This window comes from Nitrosomonas sp. HPC101 (assembly GCF_009833125.1).
GTDB lineage: Bacteria > Pseudomonadota > Gammaproteobacteria > Burkholderiales > Nitrosomonadaceae > Nitrosomonas.
In genome coordinates this window covers 318063-344558 of the sequence record NZ_QRCC01000010.1, presented here as the reverse complement: position 1 = coordinate 344558, position 26496 = coordinate 318063, and the positions used below count along the sequence as shown (strand labels likewise).

At 48.5% G+C, this 26496-nt stretch carries 28 protein-coding genes, 1 tRNA gene and 2 riboswitches; of the genes, 7 read left to right on the top strand and 22 right to left on the bottom strand.

What is annotated here, in order from left to right; all coding sequences use genetic code 11:
• Window positions 1–22: 22 nt before the first annotated feature.
• Entirely contained in the window at window positions 23–1516 is a 1494-nt protein-coding gene (locus ABO04_RS08610) for a histidine kinase (protein WP_160810254.1), read from the bottom strand.
• A 293-nt stretch (window positions 1517–1809) separates the two neighbouring features.
• On the opposite strand from ABO04_RS08610, the gene ABO04_RS12255 reads away from it, so the two are divergent.
• Window positions 1810–1941, top strand: coding sequence for a hypothetical protein (locus ABO04_RS12255; protein ID WP_275689227.1), 132 nt, complete (start codon window positions 1810–1812; stop codon window positions 1939–1941).
• A 489-nt stretch (window positions 1942–2430) separates the two neighbouring features.
• Here the strand turns inward: ABO04_RS12255 and ABO04_RS08600 are convergent, their stop codons facing one another.
• Complete coding sequence (locus ABO04_RS08600) at window positions 2431–2910, bottom strand: prepilin-type N-terminal cleavage/methylation domain-containing protein (RefSeq protein WP_160810253.1); 480 nt, start codon at window positions 2908–2910, stop codon at window positions 2431–2433.
• 153 nt (window positions 2911–3063) lie between these two features.
• On the bottom strand, window positions 3064–3504 hold the full coding sequence (fur, locus tag ABO04_RS08595; RefSeq protein WP_160810252.1) for a ferric iron uptake transcriptional regulator: 441 nt from the start codon (window positions 3502–3504) through the stop codon (window positions 3064–3066).
• A 192-nt stretch (window positions 3505–3696) separates the two neighbouring features.
• Between fur and ABO04_RS08590 the strand changes: the two genes are divergently transcribed.
• The 3 genes from ABO04_RS08590 (at window position 3697) to ABO04_RS08580 (ending at window position 5870) form a co-directional block, all read left to right on the top strand.
• Window positions 3697–4185: an outer membrane protein assembly factor BamE gene (locus ABO04_RS08590; protein WP_160810251.1), complete on the top strand. Its 489-nt coding sequence runs from the start codon at window positions 3697–3699 to the stop codon at window positions 4183–4185.
• Window positions 4182–4988, top strand: a complete 807-nt coding sequence (gene dapB, locus ABO04_RS08585; protein ID WP_160810250.1) for a 4-hydroxy-tetrahydrodipicolinate reductase — start codon at window positions 4182–4184, stop codon at window positions 4986–4988. The genes ABO04_RS08590 and dapB overlap by 4 nt, the downstream gene beginning before the upstream one ends.
• Before the next feature lie 75 nt (window positions 4989–5063).
• Complete coding sequence (locus ABO04_RS08580; protein ID WP_160810249.1) at window positions 5064–5870, top strand: symmetrical bis(5'-nucleosyl)-tetraphosphatase; 807 nt, start codon at window positions 5064–5066, stop codon at window positions 5868–5870.
• Here the strand turns inward: ABO04_RS08580 and ABO04_RS08575 are convergent.
• From ABO04_RS08575 to ABO04_RS08540, 8 genes are all read right to left on the bottom strand, one after another.
• Window positions 5812–6615: a lysophospholipid acyltransferase family protein gene (locus ABO04_RS08575; RefSeq protein WP_160810248.1), complete on the bottom strand. Its 804-nt coding sequence runs from the start codon at window positions 6613–6615 to the stop codon at window positions 5812–5814. The genes ABO04_RS08580 and ABO04_RS08575 overlap by 59 nt on opposite strands.
• Before the next feature lie 12 nt (window positions 6616–6627).
• Window positions 6628–7563 carry a carbohydrate kinase family protein gene (locus tag ABO04_RS08570; protein ID WP_160810247.1) on the bottom strand — a complete coding sequence of 312 codons (936 nt, stop codon included), beginning with the start codon at window positions 7561–7563 and terminating at the stop codon, window positions 6628–6630.
• 36 nt (window positions 7564–7599) lie between these two features.
• Complete coding sequence (gene gcvPB, locus ABO04_RS08565; RefSeq protein WP_160810246.1) at window positions 7600–9051, bottom strand: aminomethyl-transferring glycine dehydrogenase subunit GcvPB; 1452 nt, start codon at window positions 9049–9051, stop codon at window positions 7600–7602.
• A 75-nt stretch (window positions 9052–9126) separates the two neighbouring features.
• Window positions 9127–10482: an aminomethyl-transferring glycine dehydrogenase subunit GcvPA gene (gene gcvPA, locus ABO04_RS08560; protein ID WP_160810245.1), complete on the bottom strand. Its 1356-nt coding sequence runs from the start codon at window positions 10480–10482 to the stop codon at window positions 9127–9129.
• A 142-nt stretch (window positions 10483–10624) separates the two neighbouring features.
• Window positions 10625–11008, bottom strand: coding sequence for a glycine cleavage system protein GcvH (gene gcvH / locus ABO04_RS08555; protein ID WP_160810244.1), 384 nt, complete (start codon window positions 11006–11008; stop codon window positions 10625–10627).
• 71 nt (window positions 11009–11079) lie between these two features.
• Complete coding sequence (gcvT, locus tag ABO04_RS08550) at window positions 11080–12171, bottom strand: glycine cleavage system aminomethyltransferase GcvT (protein ID WP_160810243.1); 1092 nt, start codon at window positions 12169–12171, stop codon at window positions 11080–11082.
• A gap of 94 nt (window positions 12172–12265) precedes the next feature.
• Window positions 12266–12363: riboswitch (glycine riboswitch) on the bottom strand.
• 151 nt (window positions 12364–12514) lie between these two features.
• Window positions 12515–12610, bottom strand: a riboswitch (glycine riboswitch).
• A gap of 231 nt (window positions 12611–12841) precedes the next feature.
• Window positions 12842–13639: a carbonic anhydrase family protein gene (locus tag ABO04_RS08545; protein WP_160810242.1), complete on the bottom strand. Its 798-nt coding sequence runs from the start codon at window positions 13637–13639 to the stop codon at window positions 12842–12844.
• Between the two features lie 27 nt (window positions 13640–13666).
• A complete protein-coding gene (locus ABO04_RS08540) occupies window positions 13667–13912 on the bottom strand; it encodes a hypothetical protein (protein WP_160810241.1) in 246 nt (81 codons plus the stop codon).
• Between the two features lie 339 nt (window positions 13913–14251).
• Between ABO04_RS08540 and lplT the strand changes: the two genes are divergently transcribed.
• Complete coding sequence (gene lplT / locus ABO04_RS08535) at window positions 14252–15517, top strand: lysophospholipid transporter LplT (RefSeq protein ID WP_160810240.1); 1266 nt, start codon at window positions 14252–14254, stop codon at window positions 15515–15517.
• Window positions 15518–15596: 79 nt separating this feature from the next.
• Here the strand turns inward: lplT and ABO04_RS08530 are convergent, their stop codons facing one another.
• The gene (locus tag ABO04_RS08530; protein ID WP_160810239.1) at window positions 15597–16424 is read right to left on the bottom strand and encodes an RNA methyltransferase; all 828 of its coding nucleotides are present in this window, start codon (window positions 16422–16424) and stop codon (window positions 15597–15599) included.
• 104 nt (window positions 16425–16528) lie between these two features.
• Here ABO04_RS08530 and ABO04_RS08525 point away from each other — a divergent pair.
• A tRNA-Met gene (locus ABO04_RS08525) sits at window positions 16529–16604 on the top strand.
• A gap of 107 nt (window positions 16605–16711) precedes the next feature.
• Here ABO04_RS08525 and ABO04_RS08520 read toward each other — a convergent pair.
• Entirely contained in the window at window positions 16712–18127 is a 1416-nt protein-coding gene (locus ABO04_RS08520; RefSeq protein WP_160810238.1) for a dihydrolipoyl dehydrogenase, read from the bottom strand.
• Between the two features lie 226 nt (window positions 18128–18353).
• Here ABO04_RS08520 and ABO04_RS08515 point away from each other — a divergent pair, with 226 nt between their 5' ends.
• Window positions 18354–19337: a malate dehydrogenase gene (locus tag ABO04_RS08515; RefSeq protein ID WP_160810237.1), complete on the top strand. Its 984-nt coding sequence runs from the start codon at window positions 18354–18356 to the stop codon at window positions 19335–19337.
• A 55-nt stretch (window positions 19338–19392) separates the two neighbouring features.
• On the opposite strand, the gene ABO04_RS08510 is transcribed toward ABO04_RS08515, so the two are convergent.
• The 9 genes from ABO04_RS08510 to ccmB all read right to left on the bottom strand — a co-directional run bounded on the left by ABO04_RS08510 (window position 19393) and on the right by ccmB (window position 26494).
• A complete protein-coding gene (locus ABO04_RS08510) occupies window positions 19393–19854 on the bottom strand; it encodes a peroxiredoxin (RefSeq protein WP_160810236.1) in 462 nt (153 codons plus the stop codon).
• 30 nt (window positions 19855–19884) lie between these two features.
• Window positions 19885–21228 carry a c-type cytochrome biogenesis protein CcmI gene (ccmI, locus tag ABO04_RS08505; protein WP_160810235.1) on the bottom strand — a complete coding sequence of 448 codons (1344 nt, stop codon included), beginning with the start codon at window positions 21226–21228 and terminating at the stop codon, window positions 19885–19887.
• A 5-nt stretch (window positions 21229–21233) separates the two neighbouring features.
• Complete coding sequence (locus ABO04_RS08500) at window positions 21234–21743, bottom strand: cytochrome c-type biogenesis protein (protein ID WP_160810234.1); 510 nt, start codon at window positions 21741–21743, stop codon at window positions 21234–21236.
• A 7-nt stretch (window positions 21744–21750) separates the two neighbouring features.
• Complete coding sequence (locus ABO04_RS08495) at window positions 21751–22275, bottom strand: DsbE family thiol:disulfide interchange protein (protein WP_160810233.1); 525 nt, start codon at window positions 22273–22275, stop codon at window positions 21751–21753.
• Window positions 22272–24329, bottom strand: coding sequence for a heme lyase CcmF/NrfE family subunit (locus ABO04_RS08490; RefSeq protein WP_160810232.1), 2058 nt, complete (start codon window positions 24327–24329; stop codon window positions 22272–22274). Before ABO04_RS08490 ends, ABO04_RS08495 begins: the two co-directional genes overlap by 4 nt.
• Before the next feature lie 49 nt (window positions 24330–24378).
• Window positions 24379–24816, bottom strand: coding sequence for a cytochrome c maturation protein CcmE (gene ccmE, locus ABO04_RS08485; RefSeq protein WP_160810231.1), 438 nt, complete (start codon window positions 24814–24816; stop codon window positions 24379–24381).
• Entirely contained in the window at window positions 24813–24962 is a 150-nt protein-coding gene (gene ccmD, locus ABO04_RS08480; RefSeq protein WP_345853275.1) for a heme exporter protein CcmD, read from the bottom strand. Before ccmD ends, ccmE begins: the two co-directional genes overlap by 4 nt.
• A gap of 29 nt (window positions 24963–24991) precedes the next feature.
• Window positions 24992–25735 carry a heme ABC transporter permease CcmC gene (gene ccmC / locus ABO04_RS08475; RefSeq protein WP_160810229.1) on the bottom strand — a complete coding sequence of 248 codons (744 nt, stop codon included), beginning with the start codon at window positions 25733–25735 and terminating at the stop codon, window positions 24992–24994.
• A 99-nt stretch (window positions 25736–25834) separates the two neighbouring features.
• On the bottom strand, window positions 25835–26494 hold the full coding sequence (ccmB, locus tag ABO04_RS08470) for a heme exporter protein CcmB (RefSeq protein WP_160810228.1): 660 nt from the start codon (window positions 26492–26494) through the stop codon (window positions 25835–25837).
• Window positions 26495–26496 lie beyond the last annotated feature (2 nt).

Sequence of the window (26496 nt, the reverse complement as noted above, 5' to 3'; positions counted from 1 at the left end):
GTTCTTGCCGCATACCCATCTCTCAACCCGGCCATTCATCCCGGCGAGTTAATAAAGATGGACGATTGACCGGAATCCAGATCATCACTGCCGTACCCACCGCAGTTTCTCCCTGGATATGAAACCGTCCGCCGAGCTGCTGGCAGCGCTCGCGCATACTGCGTATGCCGAATGAATTTACTTTCTCCATATCCGGATGCGTAACGCCACAACCATTGTCCACCACTTCCAGATACATCTGTTCATCCGTTTCAGCCAGTTTCACCTGCACTTCCGATGCACTCGCATGCTTGGCGATATTGGTCAGCGCTTCCTGAAAAATCCGAAAAATGGCTACCGCCAGATCCCCGTCCAGTGAAATCTCCTCCTCATCACACACCACGGCACAAGCAATGCCAGTGCGTTGATTGAATTCACGCGCCTGCCACTGTACTGCCGCCACAATCCCGCAATCAAGCACACCTGGCCGCAGATCAAGTGCAATCCGACGCGTACTGTCTATCACCATGTCCACCAGCGATTCCACAGCCGCAGCCTTGCTGCGATAAAACGCCGGCGCGCGGCTGGAATTATCCAGGCAAGGCACCAGTTCACACTTGATCGCTGTCAAAGTTCCACCAATATCATCATGAATTTCACGCGCAATCCGTGTTCGCTCCTGTTCCTTTGCCTTTTGCGAATACGCCGAAAGTTCTTCCAGCTGTGCACGTGACCGGGCAATTTCCAGCTCAATCTGTTTATTGCGCGTAATATTCAGTATGATTCCATCCCATAATACCGCACCACGCGGTGTCCGGCGTGGTGTGGCCCGCAGGCTGATCCATTTCACATCCACATCTCCCCTTACCTGAACGCGCCCTTCCCAATTCCACGCCGAAAGCTGTTCAAACGAATTCCATAACGATTGATCGTAGTCTGCTGCATCTTCCGCCAGAATCAGACTGGCAAATGCATCCGGATTCTTCTGCAGATGATCAGGGGAAAGCCCGAGCAACGTCCTGGAACTCTCACTGACGTAAGGAAAAAAAACACGGCCATCGGATTCCAGTACAAACTGGAACACCAGCCCCGGCAAATTGGAAGCAATCGCACGAAAACGGGCTTCACTTCTTTCCAGTGCCGATTGCGTTTCGCATAAATCCTGTAAATGTCCGATATAACGCTGACAGTTCCGAATCATCGCCATCAATCGCACCTGGTCCGACTTCAGCAGTACATCCTGCACTCCCGCAGCAAACAAACGTGCCGCTGCCTGTTCATCCTGCCGGGAAACCAGCGCAATCACCGGAATATCCAACTTCAACGCTACCAATGAATCCAGCACCTGCGCCGCACCCGGATCGGACTGATCATCCACCAGCACCAGATCCCACCCTTGCAGCAATACAACTGATAACGTCTCTGCTGCCACCGCACAATGCACCCTGGCCGATAACCCGTTCTGCTCCAGCAAATCACACACCTGTCCGGCTTCCGCTGTATGTCCGATCATCAGAATTGTAAATGTCCGCACCACAATCTTGTTCAATCCTTTACACACTCAACCAAACGGCAACACTTCGCCTCTCTGCAACCGGATGTTTTCATGCTCCTGACATAGGTGGAAATAATAGTGAAGGTATTCACAGCAATGCGAATCATGGCCTACAGGTGTCAGCAAATATTCTGATATAGCTGCTGTTAATTTTTTCCGATACGAGAAAGTGGCAATTTATACCTGTGATTGTAATCACTTATCGTAACAGTGTAACAGAGTAGACAAAATGTAACGATCTGGCGGGCAAAGGCAATCCGGAATGACTGGATTTTGTGTATATCTTGTTGGATGGCAGCTACAGCGAACATGAACTGGCCAGCCTGCGTAATCTGGCAGCTGCTCTGTTTCGTTTGGAGAAAACAGCCGCGCTCCGGAAGCTGCCCAACAGGTACTGCAAGCTCTGATCATCTGGCTGCAGACTCCCGAGCACATATTAATTCAGTATTATTGTGACCCTGCTCTCCCGGTATTTGCAGAAACAGGAGGGATGCGATTCAGTTACTTCCTTCTTTATTGTCCCGAGAGCATCGAGAAGCAAAGTAATCCGGCAAGATAGAGGATGGGACTCCCGCAGTCTCTGCGAGCCGCATAAGCGGCGCGGCAATCCCATCGGATTTTGAGAGGTGAAGGGGCTGCGCAGCATTTCGTCAGCATTGCGCTGGGTTGCTTCACGCCTGCTAGCATTCGCCTGCCTGTGCTGCAGGCAGGCACGGACAACGATGTCATTCATGTCCCACCGCATGCGAGTCTACCGATGAAATAAAAAACACTTAAGCCGGCGACGAAAGTGAATAGCATCCGCCAAGCGGCAGGCATGATTTTCTCCGGGTCTGAAAAAGAAAAGCACCTGTAGGTGCTTTTCCAGAAAACATAAATCGTGGACAACTTACAAATTAACCACCGGTGCTGCTGCTTGCGGCAGAATTATTATTCTTAGTAATAAGATCGTAAGCTGCTTGATTGTCACTTTCAGAAAAACTTGGTGTGCTAGTCCATGTTACAGCACTACCATTATTGGTTACAGTAGGTTTAAATGTAATTGTGCCACTTACTCCTTTTCCAATTCCATCAGCCAATGCAAGGACAATGGTGCCATCAGTAATAGAGCTGCCGGTAGCAGCAACTTCTTTGGTTGCTGTAACTGTTGGAACGCCATTGCTGCCTTCATTGCAGTTTGTAGAAACACCACCGTTTTCCTGTATACAAACAGCGACAGCTGTTTTAATAGAATTTGCTGCAGATAATACATTCGACACCTTAGCCTTAACGGTATAATCCTGATACGCCGGGATCGCCACCGCCGCTAAAATTCCGATAATCGCCACCACGATCATCAGTTCAATCAAAGTAAAGCCTTGTTGGTTGTGTTGCATGATTACGTTCTCCATCGGGTTAACAAATAAACAAAATGCGTTTGTTACGCTTCATCAATGTTGATGGGGAGTATAACGACTGCGGCAACACGGGCTTTAACAAAATTTTCCAGCCAAGTATTTCAAGGAAGAAGTACCAAAGGTACCCTGTATTTATTTGCGATGCGGGCAGTCTTCCCGGGTGCAATCTGCGTACAAAGACAAAGAATGATCCTGAAGTATAAATCCCCGCTCCTTGGCAATGGCCACCTGGCGTTTTTCGATTTCCGGATCAAAAAATTCCTCAACGTGGCCACATTGCAGGCACACCAGATGATCATGGTGGTTACCACTGGCCAGTTCAAAAACCGCCTTGCCGCTTTCAAAGTGATGACGTTCAAGCAGCCCGGCCTGTTCAAACTGGGTCAAAACACGATAAACCGTGGCCAGACCGATATCCTCCCCCTCTCCCAGCAGTTCCTTGTAGACATCTTCTGCCGAGAGGTGGCGAATTGTGCTGTTCTCAAACAAATTTAATATTTTCAGACGCGGGAGCGTTGTCTTTAATCCCATTGTTTTGAGATCTATACTTTTCGGATTTTCCGGCTTATTCATAAGTTATTTACCCCAAAAATTTACTGTATCTGTGAGACAATTGAAAAGCATAAACCTTCATCATGAGTTTCCTTCAGCCGGGGAAAATTTCCCTGACGCACTACCCAAATACGTATTACAGTCACTTTATCAGCGGTTCCCTAGCCGTTCATAGTATCCTATCCTGGATGGATTGAAAAATATTGACCTGGTATGCACGCACTCTGCCCTCGATTGTTATTGCTGTTATTGCTTCCCTTCCTGCCCTATTGCAGTTACCTGCCGCCCTTCCCTTACCAAATCGATATTCAGCAGGGCAACGTCGTGACCGAAGAGATGGTAGCCCGACTGAAGCCGGGGATGGCGCGCTCGCAGGTTCGATTTACACTGGGTACGCCATTGATAGTAGATGCGTTCCACGGCAATCGCTGGGATTACGTCTATCGTCTTGCGCCCAGCGGCGATGTCACCGAGGAACGCAGACTGACTGTTTTCTTCAAGGATGAGCGGTTATCCCACATCGAGGGGGATTTCCCGCAACCTCCTGCCTTCAGCGAACCTGCTCCGGCTTTTTCCGTACCCGAAAACAGATACGGAGCACCCATGGGGATTGATGACATGGAAGACGAGGCACCGGACAAGCAAGAAGGTATCGATTTCCTCAAGGAAAACCAGAAAAATTTTTACAAGGATGATCAATGACACCGTTAAACATAGCCGTTGCCGGCAGTACCGGCCGCATGGGTCGAACTATCATGGAAACCATTGCGGAAGCGCAGGATCTGCGGTTATCCGCAGCGCTCGAACAGCCTGACAGCCCATATTTATCACAGGATGCAGGCCGTTTAACCGGTACACCCGGCAAAGTTACCATTCGCAGCGATTATGCGGCTGCACTGACTGGCAGCGATGTGCTGATCGATTTCACGCGCCCCGCCGGTACACTGGCGCATCTTGCGGTGTGTCGTCAATCCGGGATCCGCATGGTCATCGGTACGACCGGATTTTCGGCAGAAGAGAAAGAAACCATTCGTGATGCTGCAAAGGATATCGCCATCGTACTCGCTCCCAACATGAGCGTGGGTGTCAATATCCTGTTCAGATTGCTGGAAGTGGCCGCACAAGCGCTACCGGACGGGTACGATGTCGAAATCATCGAGGCGCACCATCGGCATAAAGTGGATGCTCCTTCCGGCACAGCCTTGCGCATGGGTGAAATCATTGCTCAGGCTCAGCAGAAAAATCTTGAGCAGGTCGCGATTTACGGACGTGAAGGCAATACCGGCGAACGTGCAGCAGATACGATCGGATTTTCAACCATTCGCGGCGGGGATATTGTGGGCGATCATACGGCGCTGTTTGCCGGCATCGGTGAACGTCTGGAAATCACCCATAAAGCCAACAGCCGCAAGACCTTCGCAGCGGGAGCATTACATGCAGCACGTTTTCTTGCCACCCGGCAATCCGGGCTATTCGACATGCAGGATGTGCTGGGGCTACGTTAAGTACGGTCAGGAATTTCTGAATTTTAACGCAGCAATGGTAATGCAAATTGTTTTACAAAGACCCTCTGGTTTCTGATGGCAACCTATGCAATCGGTGATCTGCAAGGCTGCCACCGGCATTTTCTTGAACTGCTCGATCTGACCGGCTTCAACTCTACCCGCGACAGGTTGTGGCTGGTAGGTGATATCGTCAACCGCGGCCCGGATTCTCTCTCATCACTGCGCACACTGATGACGTTAGGAGAGGCCGTTACGATGGTACTCGGTAATCATGATCTTCATCTGCTGGCGATTGCGGCAGGTTCCGCCCGGCTAAAATCCGGCGATACGCTGCAGCCGGTTCTGGACGCACCTGATAGCAACATTCTGCTTGACTGGCTCAGGCATCAGCGATTGTTTTATCACGAAGATGAATACGCCCTGGTGCATGCCGGGCTATTACCCGCCTGGCACACTGAACAAGCAGCAATGCTGGCGCAAGAGGTTGAAGCAATTCTTCACAGTGATCGATTCCAGACATTTTCCCGATCAATGTATGGTAATGCGCCCGATTGCTGGCAGGATACCCTGCGGGAAGAAAACCGCTGGCGCGTCATCATCAATGCCATGACACGCATGCGCATCTGTTCGCCGGAAGGAAAAATGGATTTTGCCTATAAAGGTGGCCTTTCGACGCTTCCGCACGGTCTGCTGCCCTGGTTCAACCTCCCCGGGCGCGCCAGCAGGGATACAACAATTGTATTCGGACACTGGTCTGCGCTGGGATTACATCTGACACCCAATCTTGTTGGCCTGGATACCGGCTGTGTCTGGCAGGGCTACCTTACGGCCGTTCGTCTGGAGGATAGAAAGGTATTTCAGGTACCGTGTGCACAACCCTGAGTGATAATGTCTGGGCAATGGCCTTTTCTGCCAGACGCGCCAGCTCACGACGATTTCTGCCTACGCCGGGAACGGGCTCTCTGAAAATCAGTTCCGCCTGAATCTCCGGCTCCGCCAGTATCCGCATCAGGGATTGCACTATTGTTACATCGACATAGATCACGCTTGTATTCCGTGAGCCATCGCGATTACTGTAGCGAATCGCAACTGGACACAGCAGCGTTTCTGTCGTTACAACCGATTGTAACAGGGAAGCATGAAAATGCAGGAGCACCTCACCGTTACAGGTCGCACCTTCGGGAAACAGGGCGACTGACCCCCCGGCTTGCAGAATATCACCTACCTGCTGATTGATCCGCAGCGTATCCCCTCGTTTTTTACGCTCAATGAACAGCGTCCCGGCATTCCTGCACAACCAGCCCAGCGCGGGCCAGGAACCGATTTCCGCCTTTGCAACGAAGCGCACAGGATATGCAGCCAGAATAATGATGATATCCAGCCACGAGGTGTGATTTGCCACCAGAAGCATACCCTGCCGATGACAGGCAGGCAGGGTACCGCTGGAAGACAGCTTTACATTCAGGATATGAAGAAATTTCTGTGCCCATTTCTGGATCATGCGATTTCGCCGGGCTGTATCGACACAGGGAAGAGTCAGCGATTGCAGCAACCCAGCAGCAATATGCAGCATCAACCTGATAAACCGGGCACTTCTGACCAGTTTGTTAACCCGGGTTACAGCCACGGCGAACAGATTCTAAAATAGACGGCTGCCAAAAGATTCAAGGTAGCGCTGGCCGATCTCATTACGCTCATAGCGATGATTCTGGCCACCACGACTCGCAATTTTCAACGTGCCCATGAGTGAAGCAAGTTGTCCGACTTCCTGCCAATCCATACCCTGGGCGATGCCGTAGAGTAATCCAGCGCGATAGGCGTCTCCGCAGCCCGTGGGATCAATCACTTTCTGAGGGCGCACAGCTGGTATCCGGAATTGTTTGCCCTGTGCGTAAATCACTGAACCTTCCGCTCCTTTGGTCTCGACCAGTGCGTTGACTCGGCTAGCCAGCTTGTTCAGCGTATAGCCAGTAAGGGATTGCAGCAACTGAGCCTCATAATCATTCACCGCAATGTAATCCGCTTTTTCAACAAAGTCGAGCAGTTCATCTCCGTTAAACATCGGCATTCCCTGACCGGGGTCAAACACGAATGGGATTCCGGCTTCATGAAACTCCCGGGCATGCGCCAGCATGCCTTCCCGGCCATCCGGGGCGATAATGCCCAGGCTCACGTCCACAGTATCCTTCACACTGTTCTGGTGTGAAAAATTCATGGCACCCGGATGAAAAGCTGTGATCTGATTATCGTCCAGGTCAGTGGTAATAAACGCCTGTGCCGTAAACGTATCCTGTATCTGGCGAATATGCGTCTGTGCCAGTCCAAGCTTTTCCAGCCGGTAGGCATAGGGTTGAAAATCACTTCCGGCTGTCGCCATGATCAGCCCCTTGCCTTCCAGCATCTGCAGATTATAAGCAATATTTGCTGCACAACCGCCAAATTCCCGGCGCATTTCGGGCACCAGAAACGCCACATTCAAAACATGGATCTTGTCCGGAAGAATATGGCGCTTGAAACGGTCTTCAAATACCATGATTGTGTCGTAGGCGATGGAGCCACAAATCAGTGTATGCATATCAGCTCAAGATTATCATGTGCATGAAACGGCGGATCAACCCGCCGGATTCCATACCAGATCAAGTTCACGGGCAGCCTTAACATCATCTATTTTCCGCAGCGGCATATTATGAGGTGCTGCCTTGACCATTTCCGGCTGGGTATCAATTTCATCCAGAATCTCCTTCATCGCGACAACGAAACGGTCCAGTGTTTCTTTGGATTCGGTTTCAGCCGGCTCGATCAGCAAACATTCCGGCACCAGTAGCGGGAAATAGACGGTGGGCGCATGAAAACCTTTGTCGAGCAGGCGCTTGGCCAGGTGCATGGCAGTTACCCCGGTTCTGTCCTTGATTTCCTTCATCGTGACAATGAATTCATGACTGGCACGGCGATCAGGATAGGCAATCTCAAAGCCCAGTTTGCGCAATTCCGCCATCAGATAGTTAGCGTTGAGCGTTGCATATTCCGCAATCCGGAACATGCCTTCTGCGCCCAGCAACCGAACGTAAATATAAGCACGCAACAACACACCTGCATTCCCCATATGCGCGGATAAACGGCCAATGGATTGCGGGCGGTCTTTTTCTGTCAGCCAGCGATAAACACCCTGCTCATGCGCCACAATGGGGATTGGCAAATAAGGCAGCAGGCAATCCGCCACACCTACCGGTGCTGCACCCGGTCCTCCACCCCCATGAGGGGTCGAGAAGGTTTTATGCAGATTCATATGAATGACATCAAACCCCATATCACCCGGTTTGACTTTACCCAGCACCGCATTCAGGTTAGCGCCATCGTAATACAGCAAGCCACCGGCTTCATGCACGATCCGGCTCATTTCCGCCACTTTCTTCTCGAAAACGCCCAGTGTGGAAGGGTTGGTCAGCATTAAACCTGCTGTTCTGGGGCCTACTGCCGCTTTCAGTGCGTCCATGTCCACGTCGCCATCGCGATTCGTGGGAATCTCGATTACCTTGTAGCCAGACATGACAGCGGTTGCCGGGTTGGTACCATGCGCAGCATCCGGGATGATAACTTCGGTGCGCCCGGTATCTCCGCGTGCTTCATGATAGGCGCGAATCATCGTGATACCGATCAGTTCACCCTGTGCCCCTGCCATGGAAGTCAGACTGACCGCAGCCATGCCTGTAACATCTTTCAGGATTTCCTGCAGCTCATACATACATGCCAGGAAGCCCTGTCCCGTATCCTCGGGTGCCAACGGGTGGCGTGACAGGAATTGCGGCAGCATGGCCAGCGCATTACAGGCGCGCGGGTTGTATTTCATCGTGCAGGAACCGAGCGGATAAAACTCCGTATCTATCGAGAAGTTTTTCTGGGATAGGCGGGTATAGTGACGCACCGTATCCATTTCGGAAACTTCAGGCAACAGGGGGATGGACCTGCGCTTCAGATTATCCGGAATATTGTTTCTGGCCGGCCGAGCTGCCGGAGCCTGGGAATAATTCCGGCGATTCTTGCGGGAATGTTCGAATATCAGCATGTTTTATCTTAATAGGTGAGATTGAATTCAGTGCAGAACGGGCAAACGCTGTTCTCTTCCGATTTACGCCTGATTTCAGGCTGTCAGTGCCTGTTGCAGCACTTCAGTGTATTTATCCAGATCTTCTGCTGTTTTAGTTTCCGTTGCGCAAATCAGCAGCATGTTCTTCAGATCCGGGTAGTAATTCTCAAGTAATACACCACCAAGCACACCTTGTGCCCTGAGCTTGTCCAGAACCTGATCAGCCGGGACAGACAATTGCAGTACGGCTTCGTGGAAGAACGGGCTGTGGAATGCTTTTTTTACACCCGGCAATTTCTCCAGTCGTTCCACTAACGCCAGGGTATTTGCATGAGATTGGGCGGCCACCCGATATAATCCTTCAGGTCCCAGCAATGACATGTAAATCGTCGCTGCCGTTACCATCAATCCCTGATTGGTACAAATATTGGAAGTTGCTTTTGAACGACGGATATGTTGTTCTCTTGCCTGCAAGGTCAGGGCAAAGCCTTCCTTGCCTTCCAAGTCGGTCGTCCGCCCGATAATCCGCCCCGGCATTTGTCGTACCAGCTCCTGTTTGCAGGCCATGAAACCAAAATAGGGCCCGCCACTGGAGAGTGGAATACCCAGGGGCTGACCTTCTCCGACAGCGATATCCGCTCCCTGACGGCCCCATTCTCCAGGAGGTTTCAACATGGCAAGCGCAGTTGGGTTAACCACCGCAATGGCCAGGGATTGCTTGTCATGCGCCCAGTCAGCCAGCATATCGACCTGTTCCAGCACACCAAAGAAATTGGGTTGGGGAATGATCAATGCAGCAAATTCTTCCTGTGCAAACTGATCAAGCTGATCAATGGTCACTTGCCCGGTCGCAGGATCATACGGTACTTCAACCACTTCAATGGCCTGATTTCTGACAATGGTGCGAACCACACGGCGATAAACCGGATGCACTGTCTGAGGAATCAGAATCCGTCTGGATGATTTGTGCTGACGCACAGCCATCAGGGCGGCTTCGGCCAGCGCAGAAGCTCCGTCATACAGACTGGCATTGGACACATCCATGCCAGTCAGTGATGCCATCATGGTCTGGTATTCATAGAGCAGCTGTAATGTGCCCTGACTGGCCTCTGCCTGATACGGCGTATAGGAAGAATAAAATTCCCCCCGGGTCGTTATCTGCCAGACTGCCGCCGGAATATGGTGCTCGTAGGCACCTGCACCAATAAAGCTGAGATAGAATCCGTCTTGCTGCGCACGTTCGTACATGAGGCGCGAAATTTCCATTTCGCTCATGCCGACCGGTACCTGGGTTAATTGACCGTTTTTGAGCTCGGTAGGTATTTCATCGAATAGTTCGTCTATGGATGCAGCACCAATGCTGGCGAGCATTTCTGCTACATCTTCTTCTGTATGGGGAATAAAGGGCATGATTGGCTGTAATTTATCCGGAAAAACTCATAAAAAGGTTATGTCTGTTCGTCTGTTGACTGCAAGCTTTAGCAGGCTGTGAAAAATATGCGCCTTGCAGCCAGTCATCCTCGCTCTGTTTTGCAACAGTCTGCCAGGTGTATCACTCACTCTCCAGCAGTTTTTCATACTCGTCAGCATCGAGTAATCCATTGATTTCAGCAGTATTGGCCGGCTTAAGGTTAAACAGCCAGGCTGAATAGCTGTCTTCATTTATTTTTTCCGGAGAGGATTCCACCGCGGCGTTGACAGCAATGACTTCTCCTCCAATCGGTGCATAAATATCTGATGCCGCCTTGACGGATTCCACCACTGCACAATCTTCACCTTGCGCCAGAGTGCGCCCTACCTTGGGTAATTCAACGAACACCATATCTCCCAGCAATTCCTGGGCATGCTGAGTGATACCTACCGTAACAGTACCGTCGGCTTCCAATCTGATCCATTCGTGTGATTTTGCATATTTCAGCTCTGTTGGAACGCTCATTTATCCGTAACTCCCAAAAATTTAGGTCTAAAAATTTAAAATATCTTTATCTGCAATATCTTTACAAAAAATCAGATCAGCGCCTGGCCGTTGCGTACAAACGGGTATTTAACGATTTTTGCTGCAAGCTGCTTATCCCGCACAACAACGTGCACCTGCTCTCCCGCAGCAATTCCGACCGGAATACGAGCCAATGCAATTGACTGATTTAAAGTAGGTGAAAATCCACCACTGGTAATTTCTCCTTCGCCCGTGGCGCCCTCGTGCTGCGTAATAATTTTCTGGTGGTTACGCAGTATTCCCTTATCCAGCAGAACCAGCCCTACCAGTTGCTGATTAACCGGCTGTTTGAGCAGAGCCTGTTTGCCGATAAAATCACGCTCGCTTTTCAGGTCTACTGTCCATGTCAACCCGGACTCGAGCGGGCTGGTTGTTTCATCCATATCATGGCCGTAAAGATTCATACCTGCTTCCAGACGCAGGGTATCACGTGCCCCTAGACCAGCTGGAGCCACACCCGCTACGTGCAGCTTGTGCCAGAAAGCTTCAGCCTCATCGACCGGCAGTGTAATTTCAAAGCCATCCTCACCAGTATAGCCGGTACGCGCGATGAAATAGTTGTCAAATGTTACCGACTGGAACGGCTTCAGGTCCTCCGAGGCCGCTTTGGAACCCGGGATAACAGTCCATACTTTTGTGCGTGCATTCGGCCCCTGTACAGCAATCATGGCGAGATCACGACGCGGGGTAATAGTCAAATCAGATACATGCTGTCTGGATTGCAGGGTAATCCAGTCAATATCCTTATCCGCTGTACCAGCATTGACCACCAGACGGAACCAGGATTCGGACAGGAAATAAATAATCAGATCATCGATAATTCCACCATCCGGATTCAGCATACAGGTATAGAGCGCCTTGCCAGGAAGGGTAAGTTTATCAATATTGTTTGCGACCAGTCCTCGCAGAAACTGACGAACAGTTTCACCGCGAAGATCAACTGTCAACATATGGGAGACATCAAACATGCCGGCATCACGTCTGACGGAATGGTGCTCATCCAGCTGGGAGCCGTAATGCAGGGGCATATCCCAGCCACCAAAATCCACCATTTTTGCGTGCATGGCACGGTGTGCTGCATTCAGGGGAGTCGTCTTCAGCATTTATTCTCTCTCAAAAGTAAAAGGAAAGTTTTTACCTGTGCTATTTCTGCATCCATGCAATATTATTCATGGCTGCAGCGGCCACCAGACATCAACTATCCCCTCTGTCCTTTTACCTGAGAGTTTTACGGATATCTTCCGCATGCCCCTTCGGTGGCTGAAATTATTTCAGCACTCTCCAGATTGCCGATCACAAGCAGTTACTCAAGCCCTGAAAGCTGTTCAATTCCAATCAGATGGCGGCGCATTGCGGCTAAAAAATCGAACTCAAAATGTCACACACTTCTATGCTCCACTTTTCCATTCATTCTGCCTTGCGCTGCCTCCCTGATCAAGTTCTGAACGGGTTTCTGCAGCCACACCTGAGCGATTCCGGGGGGTTACGCCTTCGGTAACGTCGTTTTTGTTCAGACACGACGCACTCTCCTGCCTGGATGAAATATCAGCAGGTCGAACTATACTCCAGCTTGGGATATTAAGACAAGGTGGGAGCTATCCGGAAAAAACGGAAAAGTCAGGCTTAATCCGTAGCTTGGCGAGCCGGCATCCATGTAAATTGATGCAATTGAGTTGCTGCAATTGAGCAAAATCCGGATAAACAATGCGTCTTCCCCGGATGCCAGAGCAGTTTGCCGGGGAAGTAGGAAATATAATTTATAGCATAATCGGGCTACCGGTTTGAAAGAACCGATCTTTCATTCAAACTTTGCACCGACCTGGCATTATTGCTGTAAAAAGTTTTCATTTGCTCCAGTTGAGCTGACGAAATTGCGATCGATTTTGTCAGAACATACCATTGCACACCTTCGCTGCAAGGAGGGGTCGTCAGTGAACCTGCCAGCGTTAGATATTCCAGATTGGCTGTATTGATCCCTGACGGTAACAGGTTCGATAGTTTGAACCTGACCCCTGAAGTCGAATTTTCTTCGCCACTTCCGTACGGCATATTATCCAGAATGGTCTGGAACACTGCATTCTCTTCCCCGATATTGATGGTCACAGCCAGTACTGCAATTTTTCCATCCTGACTGACATGTACAAAATGTAATTCCGCAGGAAATTTTTTATCCCCGAAAACATGTTCGCTCGGTTCATGAAAATGCAGTTGAATCAGCGGCAGTAATTCCTTCCCGACTTTTAATCCGCCCGTGAAATCCGGGGAAGTATTCACTTGTATGGCATGCCCCGTATTAATGAAGGATGGCGTGTCAATACCATACCGTGCCATGAGCTTGTTCAATGGTCCGGACTTCACGATCCGTGCATTTGCCAGATCGACCGGAGACTGATGTGTGCCTATGCCACATTCCGCATAGGGATAGCGTAATGGTACTACCTGAGATGCATCTTCAAGCGCTCCCCAGTGAGGTTCTTCCTCATAAGACCAGTGAGGTGGGGCAGAAACTGCCATGGTTACGTAACCTGTAAAGATTATAGAGGCCAGACTTACCAGTATGTTAGTTTTCACGAGTTTATTCCTGTCATAGTTATTGAATCAGCAGGTATGTTTTCTGCAATAGTCGATCATCAAAGATTGTTTATCCACGTTGATTTCTTCTTGTGATGGTTGTGATTTGCTTTTTTTCTTTTCCACCTTAATCTGTACCGGTTGCTCATTCCCGGTCGAAATATTCCCGACCTGATCAGCAGCAGGTAATGGTTTGGATTGATCTTCCCCCGATTCAGCAAAACAAGAAATACTTAAACTCAGCACGGCAACCAGAACAAGCTTAATACGCATTATTTTCCTCCTTTCACAAATATGCAAAACAAAATTTCATTCAACCCCTCCAGTATAAAAATAACAGGACGGGATGATTCAAAATTTTTTGCTCTGATCAACAGATTTGTATCGAAAAATATGCAGGATTTGAAGCATCCTTACTGTCAATTTTACTAATAACGTGGCTCAATACTGCCTTGAAACTATATCTTTCCGCGTAGAATCCGAAAACTTTAAAAAGCCGAAATACGCTCGGTACAATTTTCATGATATAAAAGCCGCTGTGCCAAAAAAGCCTGGCGCAGAAAAGGCAGAATCAGGTTTTCAGGTTATTGACAAGCAGGAAAGGAGAACGGTTTGGGACGTGGATTTTATATCATCATGGGAGCGCAGTTTTTTTCATCGCTGGCAGATAATGCTCTGCTGGTTGTGGCTATCGCCTTGCTGATTGATCTGCATGCTCCCGAGTATCTCACTCCCATGCTCAAATTCGTATTCGTATTATTTTATGTATTGCTCGCACCTCTTGTTGGTGCATTCGCAGATTCCATGGCCAAGGGCTGGGTCATGTTCATCAGTAACTCAATCAAAATTATCGGCTGTATCCTGCTGTTTCTGGCTGCACATCAGTTTTCCGCACTGGGTGCATACGCAATCGTCGGATTAGGAGCAGCAGCTTACTCCCCGGCAAAATACGGCATCCTTACCGAACTTCTGCCTCCGGAGAAACTGGTCATTGCCAACGGCTGGATGGAAGGACTGACAGTTGCGTCAATCATTCTCGGTACAGTCATTGGAGGACTGCTCATTACTCCTTCTGTTGCTTCCACCCTGCTTGCTGCAAACCTTCCTCTGATCAATACCGCTGTAGACGCCAGTATCGTGATCATTATGCTGTTCTACATCATTGCTGCCATTACCAATCTATTTATACCTGATACTGGAATTGATCATCGGATACTCAAAAAAAATCCGGTTTTCCTGTTTCACAATTTTGTGCATTGCGTAAAACTACTATGGCTTGACAAGCTTGGTCAGATTTCGCTGACAGTTACAACCCTGTTCTGGGGGGCGGGGGCGACACTGCAGTTCATCGTGTTGAAATGGGCCGAAGTGGCACTTGGCTATGCGCTCAACAAGGCCGCACTACTGCAAGGTGTTGTGGCAGTTGGTATTGCATTAGGCGCTATTCTGGCGGCGAAGCTGGTTTCACTACGCCGGTCACTGGATGTCATTCCTTTGGGGATTATTATGGGCATCGTGGTGATTCTCATCGTCACAGTCCGGGATATCTGGTCTGCTGTTATTCTGCTAACCATAATTGGCGGACTGGCTGGGTTCTTTGTAGTGCCCATGAATGCCCTGCTGCAACATCGTGGACATATTCTGATGGGTGCCGGACATTCTATTGCAGTGCAGAATTTCAATGAAAACCTTGGCATTCTTGCCATGTTGTCGCTGTACGCACTGCTGATCTGGTTCGATGTGCACATTTATATCGTAATCGCCCTGTTTGGATTATTCGTATCTTCCACCATGATCATGGTTCGCAAGTGGCATTTGCATAACCAGAGCAGACAGGATTCGCTACACTTGATAGGAACGCAGAAACGACAACTCTGAATTTGATTTTTTACTTTGCTACCAACTTACATTCCACAAGAAAACAAGCAGGACTATTGATGATAGCTCATGCCGTTTGTCAGTGACATTTACCACTCTGTAAAGAATCTTCACTAAAATTCTCCTGCCGGACCTTCTCAAATAAACAGATTGCAGCAGCAGCCGCAACATTGAGTGATTCGACACACCTTGAAACAGGTATTGTCACACGCTTGTGTACAGCCCCCAGCAATTTTTCCGACACGCCACTCCCTTCATTGCCGAAAGCAAACATAACCGCCCCTCGCAGATCCGTATGATAAATACTGCCGGAATCGGCCAGGACAGTCGCCATGACATTTCCATTAAACCGACAGGCAACTTGAACCAGGTCAGCATTTTCATGTATTCTCAAAAAAAAATGAGCGCCCATACCAGCCCTTAATGCTTTGGGCGACCAGCCATCAGCACAACCGGCAGACAGGAATACATCCTTGACGCCTGCAGCAGCTGCAGAACGCAAAATCGAACCCAGATTACCCGGATCCTGAATAGCTTCCAACAGGATACAAAAAGAATTTTCATAGGAACCGGCAAGCTGAGTGTGCCGGGGAATACGAATGAGTGCCATGATGCCAACCGGCGTTTTAACTGGCGATATCTGGTTGAACAACGCGTCACTCAACATCAGACAATCCACTCCGGAACCTGCGCTAATCCTGTCCAGTAACTGATTAATTTCAGTATGCCGACGTCCCGATTCACTCATAATCAACAATTCCGGCATTTCTCCCGAAGCCAAACAAGATTGCAGCAAGTGAATGCCATCCAGCAAAGTAAGTCCTTCATCGCGGCGCCGTTGCGACGAATGTTGCAGCTTGAGCAGCTTTTTAAACAAAGGATGCTCACGTGAAGTTATATGACGCATATTGCTTATGATTACACATTATCCAAGGCAAAGAAAAAGCAATCGGCCTTGACTACCTTTCCTGCAAAAGGCAGAATACGCGCTCTGTCACTCAGTCAGATTTTGGCGAATTAGCTCAGTGGTTAGAGCAGCGGAATCATAATCCGTTGGTCCGGGGTTCAAATCCCTGATTCGCCACCATTCCAACTATTCAGCAACTACCTTACATCTTTTTCCGGACTGGCATAGTTAATCCAGATCAGAGAGCCTCTGCAAAACGCTTGCGTTGCCATTTTCACGTTAAAAAATCAATCCAGTGCTTCAGAATTAAAAGGACCGCAAGCTGCCAGATCCGATTGACTACATGCTGGCAACTTGGATGACAGATCACGCAGTGCGGTACGTAAACCTTCTTCCAGCACCGGATGATAAAACGGTATTCGCAACAAATCCCATACATTCAGGGATTGATCAATCGCCAGCGCAAGCAAGTGCGCAAAATGCTCCCCGGCCGGTGCGCACATTTCTGCACCCAGCAACCGACCATCGCTTGCGGCAGCATATACACGTAAAGCGCCTCGATTGGATTGCGCTGAACGTGCCCTTCCCTGGTTGGTGAAAGAGACTTCACCCATTTGAATACTTTCGTGCTCAAGTGAACGATAGGATTGGCCAACCATAGCGATATTGGGATCATTAAACACAATAGCCAATGGTACCCGGCGTTTAAAGCAGATTAATTCTGCTTCTGTTGTATTTAAACCGGCAATATGCCCATCATCTGCAGCCTCGTGTAATAGAGGAAGACGTTTATTTGCATCTCCTGCCAGGAATACCGGTAGATCTGCAATCTGCAGAGTAATCGGATTGACCGATGGCAGTCCTCTATCATCAAGGGGCACTCCCAGTGTATCAAGACCCATACCATCGACGTTTGGCTGCCTCCCTAATGCGGCCAGCACACTGTCCACTTCGACTTCGATATTCTCTATGCGGACAGTAATCACATTATCTGAATTTAAAACAACACTTGCCCTGCCACCAAGGTGCAATGGAAATTCTTCTGACAGCAGCTTCACTGCTGTCTGATTGATGAGTGGATCGCTTATTCCCCCGATGAAGCTGCGAGATCCGAAGCCTGTTACACGTACACCCAGCCTGGATAGTGCCTGGGCCATTTCCAGACCAACCGGGCCCATCCCAATGACAGCCATACTTTGCGGCAGCGTAGCCAGTTCAAACAATGTATCGGTTGTCAGCAAACGCTTACCGAGATTGGGCCAATCCTGGGGTATAACAGGCCGGGAGCCGGTTGCAATGATGATTTTATGAGTATAGAGTTTTTTTCCATTAACCATTACTTGATCCGGCGAGAGGATACGGGCACGCCCTGATATTGCGCGCTCACCCAAATCATTGGTTATTTTAAGGGTGCTGGTAACAAAATCATCACGCAGCCTGCGAAGACGCTGCAGAGCCTTTGTATCATCCAGCTTCAGCTGATCTGCACCTGTAATCCCAAATTCATCAAAGCTGGTTCGCCGATAAAAAGCATTGGCGGCCTCAATCAATAATTTGGAGGGCATGCACCCCACCCGAGCACAGGTAGTACCCCAGGGGCCATCGTTGATCACTACAAAATTATCAGTCCGTTTTCTTACCTCACGCAGAGCAGATAAGCCTGCACTCCCCGCTCCGATGATTATCACATCAAATTTATGCATTAATAATCAAGCCTCCAGTTGAATTGGATAATAGAAACACATTGCGATTTATGTATCCACAACAGCTCACCGTTTTCATTTCTGGCTATAAAACTCATGAAACTACAGTCTGGGTGATACTTACCTTTCTTGTCAATCGAGTTTATCGGTATAATTCCTACTAATCGTTTTTACCAATTCTCTTTTCCTGTCAGGAAATATATCAACACTCAAGGAGCAGAATTTGGTGCTTTCACCCGTTCGTATTGCCGTCACCGGTGCGGCAGGGCAAATCAGCTACAGCTTGTTATTCCGGATTGCTGCGGGAGATATGCTGGGCAGCAATCAACCCGTTATTCTTCAACTCCTTGATATTCCGGAATCCGGAAAGATATTGGACGGTGTAGTCATGGAACTCCAGGATTGTGCTTTCCCGCTACTGGCCAATATTATTGCCACTCACGATCCAATGACAGCGTTTGATCAGGCAGATATAGCAATACTGGTCGGGGCTCGCCCTCGCAGCAAGGGAATGGAACGCAGAGATTTGCTGCAGACTAACGGCGAAATATTCAGAGATCAGGGCAGGATTCTGAATCAGGTGGCCAAACGTAATGCAAAAATCCTGGTGGTGGGAAATCCGGCTAATACTAACACCCTCATCACCATGAAGAATGCTCCGGATTTACCGGCTGAAAATTTCTCAGGAATGCTCCGACTCGATCATAACCGGGCATTATCACAAGTTGCAATGAAACTGAACCAGCCAGTCAGCACTATCAGAAAGATGATTGTATGGGGCAACCACTCATCCACTCAATTTCCTGACTTGTATCACGCCGAGATCGGCAATACCAAGATCATCAACCTCATCGAAGACCAGGCATGGGTTGAGGATTACTTTATCCCCACGGTACAAAACCGGGGGGCTGTAGTAATCGAGGCACGTGGTTTATCCAGTGCAGCCAGCGCTGCAAACGCCATTATTGATCATCTGCGTAACTGGTTCTTTGGAACCGGAGAAGATGACTGGACCACGATGGGGATTTTATCCGATGGTAGTTACGAAATACCGGAAGGTGTAATTTACGGCTTCCCGGTAGCCTGCAAGAATGGCAAAAGAACCATTGTACAAGGACTTGAAATTAATCCTTTTTCTCGTACGAGACTAGATGCTGCCTACAATGAGCTAACTCAGGAATTGGACTCCATCAGACACTTGCTACCTTAAAATCACAAAACAAGATGCTACGGTTTTCATGGCATCTCTCCATATATTTATCAAATCATATTTGCTTGATAAACGTCAAAACCTCCTCAGCATGGCCTGGAACCTTAACACCCCGCCACGCTTTATACAACTTGCCATCCCGATCAAGTATAAATGTACTGCGCTCTATCCCGCGCACCTGCTTACCATACATATTCTTCAGCTTGATAACGCCGAATAATTCACACACGGTTTCATCGACGTCACCCAACAAATCGTAGGGCAGATTATATTTCTCCTTGAATTTTTCGTGTGATTTCAGGTTATCACGGGAAATACCGACTACTTCACAATCTGCCTGCACAAATTCCGGGTACAGATCCCGGAACTGCTGGCTCTCATTAGTACAACCTGGGGTATCGTCTTTTGGATAAAAGAAAATGATCAGGTATCTGCTTTTTACATCCGACAGGCGAAACTGCTTATCGCCCGTAGAAGCCAACTCAAAATCAGGGATCAAATCCAGATCAACCGACATACAAATAGATGCCTCATTCACCAATTAAATTTACGGGACAATATGATCAATCGTGATAGAAATATTTTCTTCACCAATTTTCACGGGAACACTGTGACCCTCAAGATCTCCAGTGGAAGGAATGGCTTGTCCGGTTTTGCTGATTCTCGCCCCCACCACTACCTCTGAAAAGCTTGAGAGCTTCATTGCGGGTGTCATCGCCATATCATCGTCAAGCTTAAATGAAACAGGCAGATCTCTGACATGCAACCTCAAAATAGCTAATGGCATTTTAGGTCCCTGGCTGGCCCTTGCAAAAATAAAAAGCGTATCGTCAGGCGAAACCTTCTTCGCTAATGAAGCATCTAAGATAACCGAACCTGAAACACTTGGCACGCCGCCGGAAGGCTCTGGTTTTTCATTACCAGAAAGCGATTTTTCCGGTACATCAGTCCTCACATTTGAATTCTGGGTCAGCTGTGTCGGAGCAGGTTCATTTCTATCTCCCGTAGTCAGCATTCTGGCCTGAGCAATACTGTCATTCACAGACTGATAAAATTTTGTATCCTTTGCATCAGCAGGTATGACGTCTAGTAAACGTTCCCAGTAAGTAATGGCCTGATCAAACTTCCCCCGCTCAAACTCAAGTGTACCCGCCAAAGCCAGTGCTTTGGGATAATTCGGATCGATATCAAGTGCCTTGCTGATCAATTCAGCAGGTTCACCCTGCAAACGACCATTATTCGCCATAGCCAGCATATCGGCATAATCACTCAAAAACCGGGGGTTATCCGGAGCCAGTTGAACCAGTTTGGCATAGACTGTGCTGGCTTCATCAAAACGCTCCATAATTATGTAAGAACGCCCAAGCATTACCCAGCCTTCTATGTCATCCGGATTATCCTTAAGACGGGCGGCAAGGCCGTCAACCATCGCTTTAATCTCGGCATGATCTGGCGGCATTCCTTCCGTACCAGCCCCCTGAAATTGCGTAGCATTAGCCAGCTGTAACTGCGGTAACAATCCGCGAGTATCTCCAATCGTCAGATAAAGATAAACAGCAGCAAGCGGAACAACCAGAGCAACAATAACACTTACGACGGCGCCGTGACGATCGACAGGAACCGTACGCACAGTTTCATCATCCTCAGATAAATCCTGCAACATCCGTTTCTGTAACTCCTGTTTGCTGAGTTCGTATTGTTCCCCGGAAAGCACATCATCACGCAAATCCCGATCCAGCTCCGCAAGCTGATCACGGTAGATAGTAATATTTGCAGCCTGACGCTCAATCTGATCCCGAGATTCGTGCTTTTTACCGCGCAATAATGCAGGTATAACAAACAATAATGCCGCTGTAATGAATATACCAACCACAACCCAGAATACCGTCATATACTTTAATCCTTGTCCATTTCTTTAATAAGAGATTCAGCCTGCAGACGCTGGCTGGCTGTCAACGGTACCTCACTCTCTTTTATCCGAATACGACGACGCCTCAAATAAAAAATGAGCGCAAGGCCACCTCCCAGCAGCAAAGTAAACGGGCCGAGCCACAATAGCCATGTTGTTGGTTTAAAGGGTGGATTAAAAAGAATGAAATCTCCATAGCGATCTACCAGAAAATCCACAATTTCTTCATCGCTCTTATTCATCTTCATCTGTTCCCTGATTTCGCGCCTCATATCATTCGCAAAATCAGCACGTGATGCAGCCAGTGTTTCATTCTGACATACCAGACAGCGCAGATTCTCTGCCAGGTTATTCAGCCTGTTTTCAAGTTCAGGATCCTCTGCAACGGGTACCGCCTCATTTGCATATCCCTGGAAGGCCACAAAAGACAAGATGATCACCATTAAACAACGTTTCAACGAGGCGCCAACTTTCATCCATATTCGCTGTTTCATCATTGCCAACTCAACTCTTCAGTTCCTGGATTAAAGGAAGAATCTTATCTTTCAGTGATTCAACTGTTACCGGTCCAATATGTTTGTATCTGATAATTCCTTGTTTATCAATCACATAAGTCTCTGGAACACCATAAACCCCATAATTAATACCGACTTTCCCATCTGCATCCACGATACTGGTTTCATAAGGGTTTCCATACTGTTTAAGCCACTGCATGGCAGTATCACGCTGATCTTTGTAATTCAGACCATAAATCGGCACGATACCCAACTTCGAAAGTTCCACCAGCACCGGATGCTCATCACGGCAAGCCACACACCAGGAAGCCCAGACATTCAACATCCACACTTTTCCAAGATTATCCTCGGATGAAAGTGTCTTGCTGGAATCATAGAGTTGCTGCAAATGGAAAGCCGGTGCTGGTTTATCTATTAATGGAGAAGGTACCTGACGCGGATTTAACGTCAAACCAACTCCCAGAAAAATTACCAGCACCACGAATACCGCAAGAGGCAGTAAAAAACGCATCATGCTTTACCACCTTCCTTCGAAAGAGCAACGGAATTGGTAACGATAATATCTTCTGCAACGGGTACATTTACAGCATCGGGTGTTGCAGGTCTTGCGGTTGCCTTACGGCTAAGTTTTTTACCAATAGCCAGACGGTAACGCCGGTCACTGACAGACAAAGCGCCTCCCAAAGCCATCAATATGCAACCAAACCATATCCAGTTAACAAAAGGTTTGTGATAAACCCGTACTATCCAGGCACCATTCTCCAATGGCTCACCCAGTGCTACATACAGGTCACGCAAAATTCCCATATCAACATCAGCCTCGGTCATGGGCATACCCGAGGCGGTGTAAGTTCTTTTTTCAGGTAGTAGTTCGTTTATTTTCTTACCTTTTTTGAACACCTCGACTTGTCCCTGAGATGCAGTGTAGTTAGGACCGGGAACCGATTTCGTTCCATTAAACTGAAACGTATAATCCTTGAGTGTCACGGTACTCCCTACTTCCATACGCACATCTTTTTCAGTTTCATACCCATTAACCAACGTAACACCAATGACAAACACCGCAATACCAAAATGTGCGCAGTGCATACCGTAATAGCTTCTCGGCTGTTTTATCAACTTGGTAATTATTCCACCTTCCCCACTATTCCGAAGCCGATGTCTGATATTGACAAATATACTGGCTATGACCCAGAAGGCCAGTAACAATCCAAAACTGACCATAGGTTTCCATTCGCCCATAATGAACGGCGCGATTCCTGCGGCAATCAGGCTCACCACAAACGCCCACCTCAGCAGTACTACCAGAGCAGGCAGACTGGCTTTCTTCCAGCGTGCAATCGGCCCGATCCCTATCAGAAAAACAGCCGGTGCCATCAAAGGTACAAAAACTGCTTCAAAATAGGGAGGGCCAACAGAAATTTTTCCCAGATCAAGCGCATCGACAAGGAGGGGATACAGTGTACCCAGCATCACGCTACCTGCCGCAACCAGCAGCAATACGTTATTGGCGAGCAAAGTCGTTTCACGCGAGACAATCTCAAAGTTTCCGCCCAAACCTACTTTGGAGGCACGCCATGCAAACAGTGTTAATGAACAACCTACCACCAGCGACAAGTAGATCAGGATGAATATCCCGCGCGTCGGATCCGTCGCAAAAGCATGCACGGAAGTCAGAACACCAGAACGTACCAGGAAGGTCCCTAACAAACTCAGTGAAAAGGCGCTAATTGCCAGCAGTATCGTCCAGCTCTTGAAACTTCCACGTTTTTCAGTAACTGCTAACGAATGGATCAGTGCCGTACCCACCAGCCAAGGCATGAATGATGCATTCTCAACCGGATCCCAGAACCACCAGCCACCCCAGCCAAGTTCGTAGTACGCCCACCAGCTACCAAACATAATGCCAATAGTCAGAAAAATCCAGGCAACAATCGTCCAGGGACGCGACCATCTGGCCCAAGCTGCGTCCAACTGTCCACCCAGTAGCGCCGCGATTGCAAACGCAAATGCAACTGAAAAGCCTACATACCCCATATACAACATAGGTGGGTGCATAACCATTCCGGGATCCTGCAACAGCGGATTCAGATCATTTCCTTCAATTGCAGCAGGCAATAACCGATCAAAAGGATTGGAAGTGAACAGAAGGAACATCAGAAAACCAGCGCTAACCAATCCCAGAACACCCAGGACACGAGCCACCATGTCATCCGGTAACTGACGGCTGAAAACACTTACAGCCACTGACCAACCGGCAAGTATGGTCACCCATAATAATAGAGATCCTTCGTGAGATCCCCATGTGGCGGCAAAACGAAAATGTAGAGGCAGATCCGAATTTGAATGCGACGCTACATTCAATACAGAGAAGTCATTATTCAAAAACGAATAGGCAAGGCAGCCAAAAGCAATGGTGGTAAACACAAACTGGCCTTGCGTCACTGGACGCGCCAAAGCTATCCAAGAGGGCACTCCACGTGCTGCGCCGATAAGAGGCAGAGTTCCCTGGATCAGGGCCAGCAACATTGCAAGTATGAGGGCAAAGTTACCAAGTTCCGGAATCATGGTTTAAAATTATTCCTTGTTTTAAATTACTAATACGGGACGAAACAACTTAAATTTCGCGCGCTTTGGCAGCTTGTTCCAGTGCAGCAGCAGCTTCAGGCGGCATATAATTTTCATCGTGTTTGGCAAGCACTTCATCAGCATAAAAAACACCATCATCCGCCATTCTTCCCTGTGCCACGACACCCTTTCCTTCTTTAAACAGATCAGGGAGAATCCCTGTATAGACCACCCGAATCACTTCGGCAGTATCTGTTATGGCAAACTTCATGATTGTGCCATCTCCATCTCGCTTGAGTGAACCTTCTTCCACCAATCCACCCACCCTAAAGCTTTTTCCAATGGGAGCCTCTTTTGCAACCACCTGGCTGGGACTAAAGAAAAAAACCAGATTACTCTGGAATGCATTCAATACCAATGCAACAGAGACTGCCAGTGCACCGACACTCAATGCAATAACAGCCATTTTTTTATGACGTGGCTTCATTTTTCTCCTCGCAAATTTGACCTTCTTTTCTGACCAAGGTGCTTGTATAAAGTTCGTTTACGGCCACGAAGCAATACAATCTCACCAATTACGCATAGCATCGCAACAAGATAGGATCCCCAGACATATAGACCATAACCACCCATAGCGAAAAAATCAGATACACTCTCCCACTTCATTCCAATGCTCCTTCCTTCAGCTCCGATACCCATGCCGTGTGGCGCTCACGCCCCAGAATGATCAGACGAGTACGGATCAAAATTATTACAATTGAATACATCCATGCCGCCAGAGTCATGATCAGCATACCTGATAACATGGCGGTCGCCATTTTGGGAGATTGGACCAGGCTGACAGAAGCCCCCTGATGGAGCGTATTCCACCATTGCACCGAAAAATAAATAATGGGAACATTCACCACCCCCACCAGAGCAATCACCGCTCCAGCCTTGTCCGCACGTTTTGGATCATCAATAGCAGCCTGTAGCGACATAAAACCGATATACAAAAAGAACAGAATCAACTCTGATGTCAGACGAGCATCCCAAACCCACCACGTTCCCCACATCGGCTTCCCCCACCATGCTCCCGTCCACAGGGCAAGAAAAGCAAACATGGCGCCTGTCGGCGCAATGGCACTCGCTACCATGGATGAAAGCCGCGTGTTAAATGCCAGTCCTATTCCAGCCCAGAATGCCATAACCACATACAAAAACATCGACATCCAGGCAGCCGGAACATGGATAAAGATAATCCGGTAGGCCTCCCCCTGCTGAAAATCTGTCGGGGCTTCAAAAAAACCAATATACAAACCCACGACCAGAAAAATAATCGCCAAAGCTGAAAAATAGGGAATCATCCGACCCGCCAAGAAGTAAAAACTCGCGGGAGAGGCATATTTAAACCAATTGATTGTCATGTTCTGAATATTCTCTCTGATTGATCCAGTAGATAAAATTACACTCTACTACCATACCAACAAATGTCACCTTGCCATTATTTCCGGACATTTTTTCTATCAACCCATGGAAATCCGGAGGGAGGCAGCTGTTGCCCAAGGTGAAAAAACGATAGAAATCAGCAAAAACGCTCCCAGTATCGAAAAATGCGCGCCAAACTCCATTCCAGCGCTACTTGCCTCAACCGCACCTGTACCGAAAATCAATACCGGGATGTAGAGCGGCAAAACCAGTATCGATACCAGCACTCCTCCTCCTCTTAATCCCAGTGTTAATGCAGCACCGATTGCACCGATCAAACTTAACACCGGCGTTCCCAGCAGCAACGAAAGTGTAAGCACAAGCAGTGCTTCTCCGGGCAAATCATATTGAATCCCCAGTACCGGCGCCATTAGCACTAGAGGCACTCCTGTTACCAGCCAGTGTGATATCGCTTTTCCCATAACCAATGCAGCCAGGGAAGCAGGAGAAAGCAGCATTTGCTCCAAAGTGCCATCCGCATAATCCCCGGAGAACATACGACCAAGTGACAACATCGAAGCCAGCAAGGCTGCCACCCATACCACACCCGAAGCCATTGCTCGCAGTATGTTGGGCTCGGGGCCTACACCCAATGGAAACAGGCTGACAACTATTATGAAAAAAAACAGCGTCGTCAGCACATCGGAGCGCCGACGCATTGCCAGTAATAAATCCCGCTTAACTATCCACCAGATCATAT

Coding starts and splice junctions, on each gene's coding strand:
- ABO04_RS08600 (WP_160810253.1), bottom strand. CDS start 2,910: ATGCAACACAACCAACAAGGCTTTACTTTGATTGAACTGATGATCGTG.
- fur (WP_160810252.1), bottom strand. CDS start 3,504: ATGAATAAGCCGGAAAATCCGAAAAGTATAGATCTCAAAACAATGGGA.
- ABO04_RS08590 (WP_160810251.1), top strand. CDS start 3,697: ATGCACGCACTCTGCCCTCGATTGTTATTGCTGTTATTGCTTCCCTTC.
- dapB (WP_160810250.1), top strand. CDS start 4,182: ATGACACCGTTAAACATAGCCGTTGCCGGCAGTACCGGCCGCATGGGT.
- ABO04_RS08580 (WP_160810249.1), top strand. CDS start 5,064: ATGGCAACCTATGCAATCGGTGATCTGCAAGGCTGCCACCGGCATTTT.
- ABO04_RS08570 (WP_160810247.1), bottom strand. CDS start 7,563: ATGCATACACTGATTTGTGGCTCCATCGCCTACGACACAATCATGGTA.
- gcvPB (WP_160810246.1), bottom strand. CDS start 9,051: ATGCTGATATTCGAACATTCCCGCAAGAATCGCCGGAATTATTCCCAG.
- gcvPA (WP_160810245.1), bottom strand. CDS start 10,482: ATGCCCTTTATTCCCCATACAGAAGAAGATGTAGCAGAAATGCTCGCC.
- gcvH (WP_160810244.1), bottom strand. CDS start 11,008: ATGAGCGTTCCAACAGAGCTGAAATATGCAAAATCACACGAATGGATC.
- gcvT (WP_160810243.1), bottom strand. CDS start 12,171: ATGCTGAAGACGACTCCCCTGAATGCAGCACACCGTGCCATGCACGCA.
- ABO04_RS08540 (WP_160810241.1), bottom strand. CDS start 13,912: ATGCGTATTAAGCTTGTTCTGGTTGCCGTGCTGAGTTTAAGTATTTCT.
- ABO04_RS08530 (WP_160810239.1), bottom strand. CDS start 16,424: ATGCGTCATATAACTTCACGTGAGCATCCTTTGTTTAAAAAGCTGCTC.
- ABO04_RS08520 (WP_160810238.1), bottom strand. CDS start 18,127: ATGCATAAATTTGATGTGATAATCATCGGAGCGGGGAGTGCAGGCTTA.
- ABO04_RS08510 (WP_160810236.1), bottom strand. CDS start 19,854: ATGTCGGTTGATCTGGATTTGATCCCTGATTTTGAGTTGGCTTCTACG.
- ccmI (WP_160810235.1), bottom strand. CDS start 21,228: ATGACGGTATTCTGGGTTGTGGTTGGTATATTCATTACAGCGGCATTA.
- ABO04_RS08500 (WP_160810234.1), bottom strand. CDS start 21,743: ATGATGAAACAGCGAATATGGATGAAAGTTGGCGCCTCGTTGAAACGT.
- ABO04_RS08495 (WP_160810233.1), bottom strand. CDS start 22,275: ATGATGCGTTTTTTACTGCCTCTTGCGGTATTCGTGGTGCTGGTAATT.
- ABO04_RS08490 (WP_160810232.1), bottom strand. CDS start 24,329: ATGATTCCGGAACTTGGTAACTTTGCCCTCATACTTGCAATGTTGCTG.
- ccmE (WP_160810231.1), bottom strand. CDS start 24,816: ATGAAGCCACGTCATAAAAAAATGGCTGTTATTGCATTGAGTGTCGGT.
- ccmD (WP_345853275.1), bottom strand. CDS start 24,962: ATGGGTGGTTATGGTCTATATGTCTGGGGATCCTATCTTGTTGCGATG.
- ccmC (WP_160810229.1), bottom strand. CDS start 25,735: ATGACAATCAATTGGTTTAAATATGCCTCTCCCGCGAGTTTTTACTTC.
- ccmB (WP_160810228.1), bottom strand. CDS start 26,494: ATGATCTGGTGGATAGTTAAGCGGGATTTATTACTGGCAATGCGTCGG.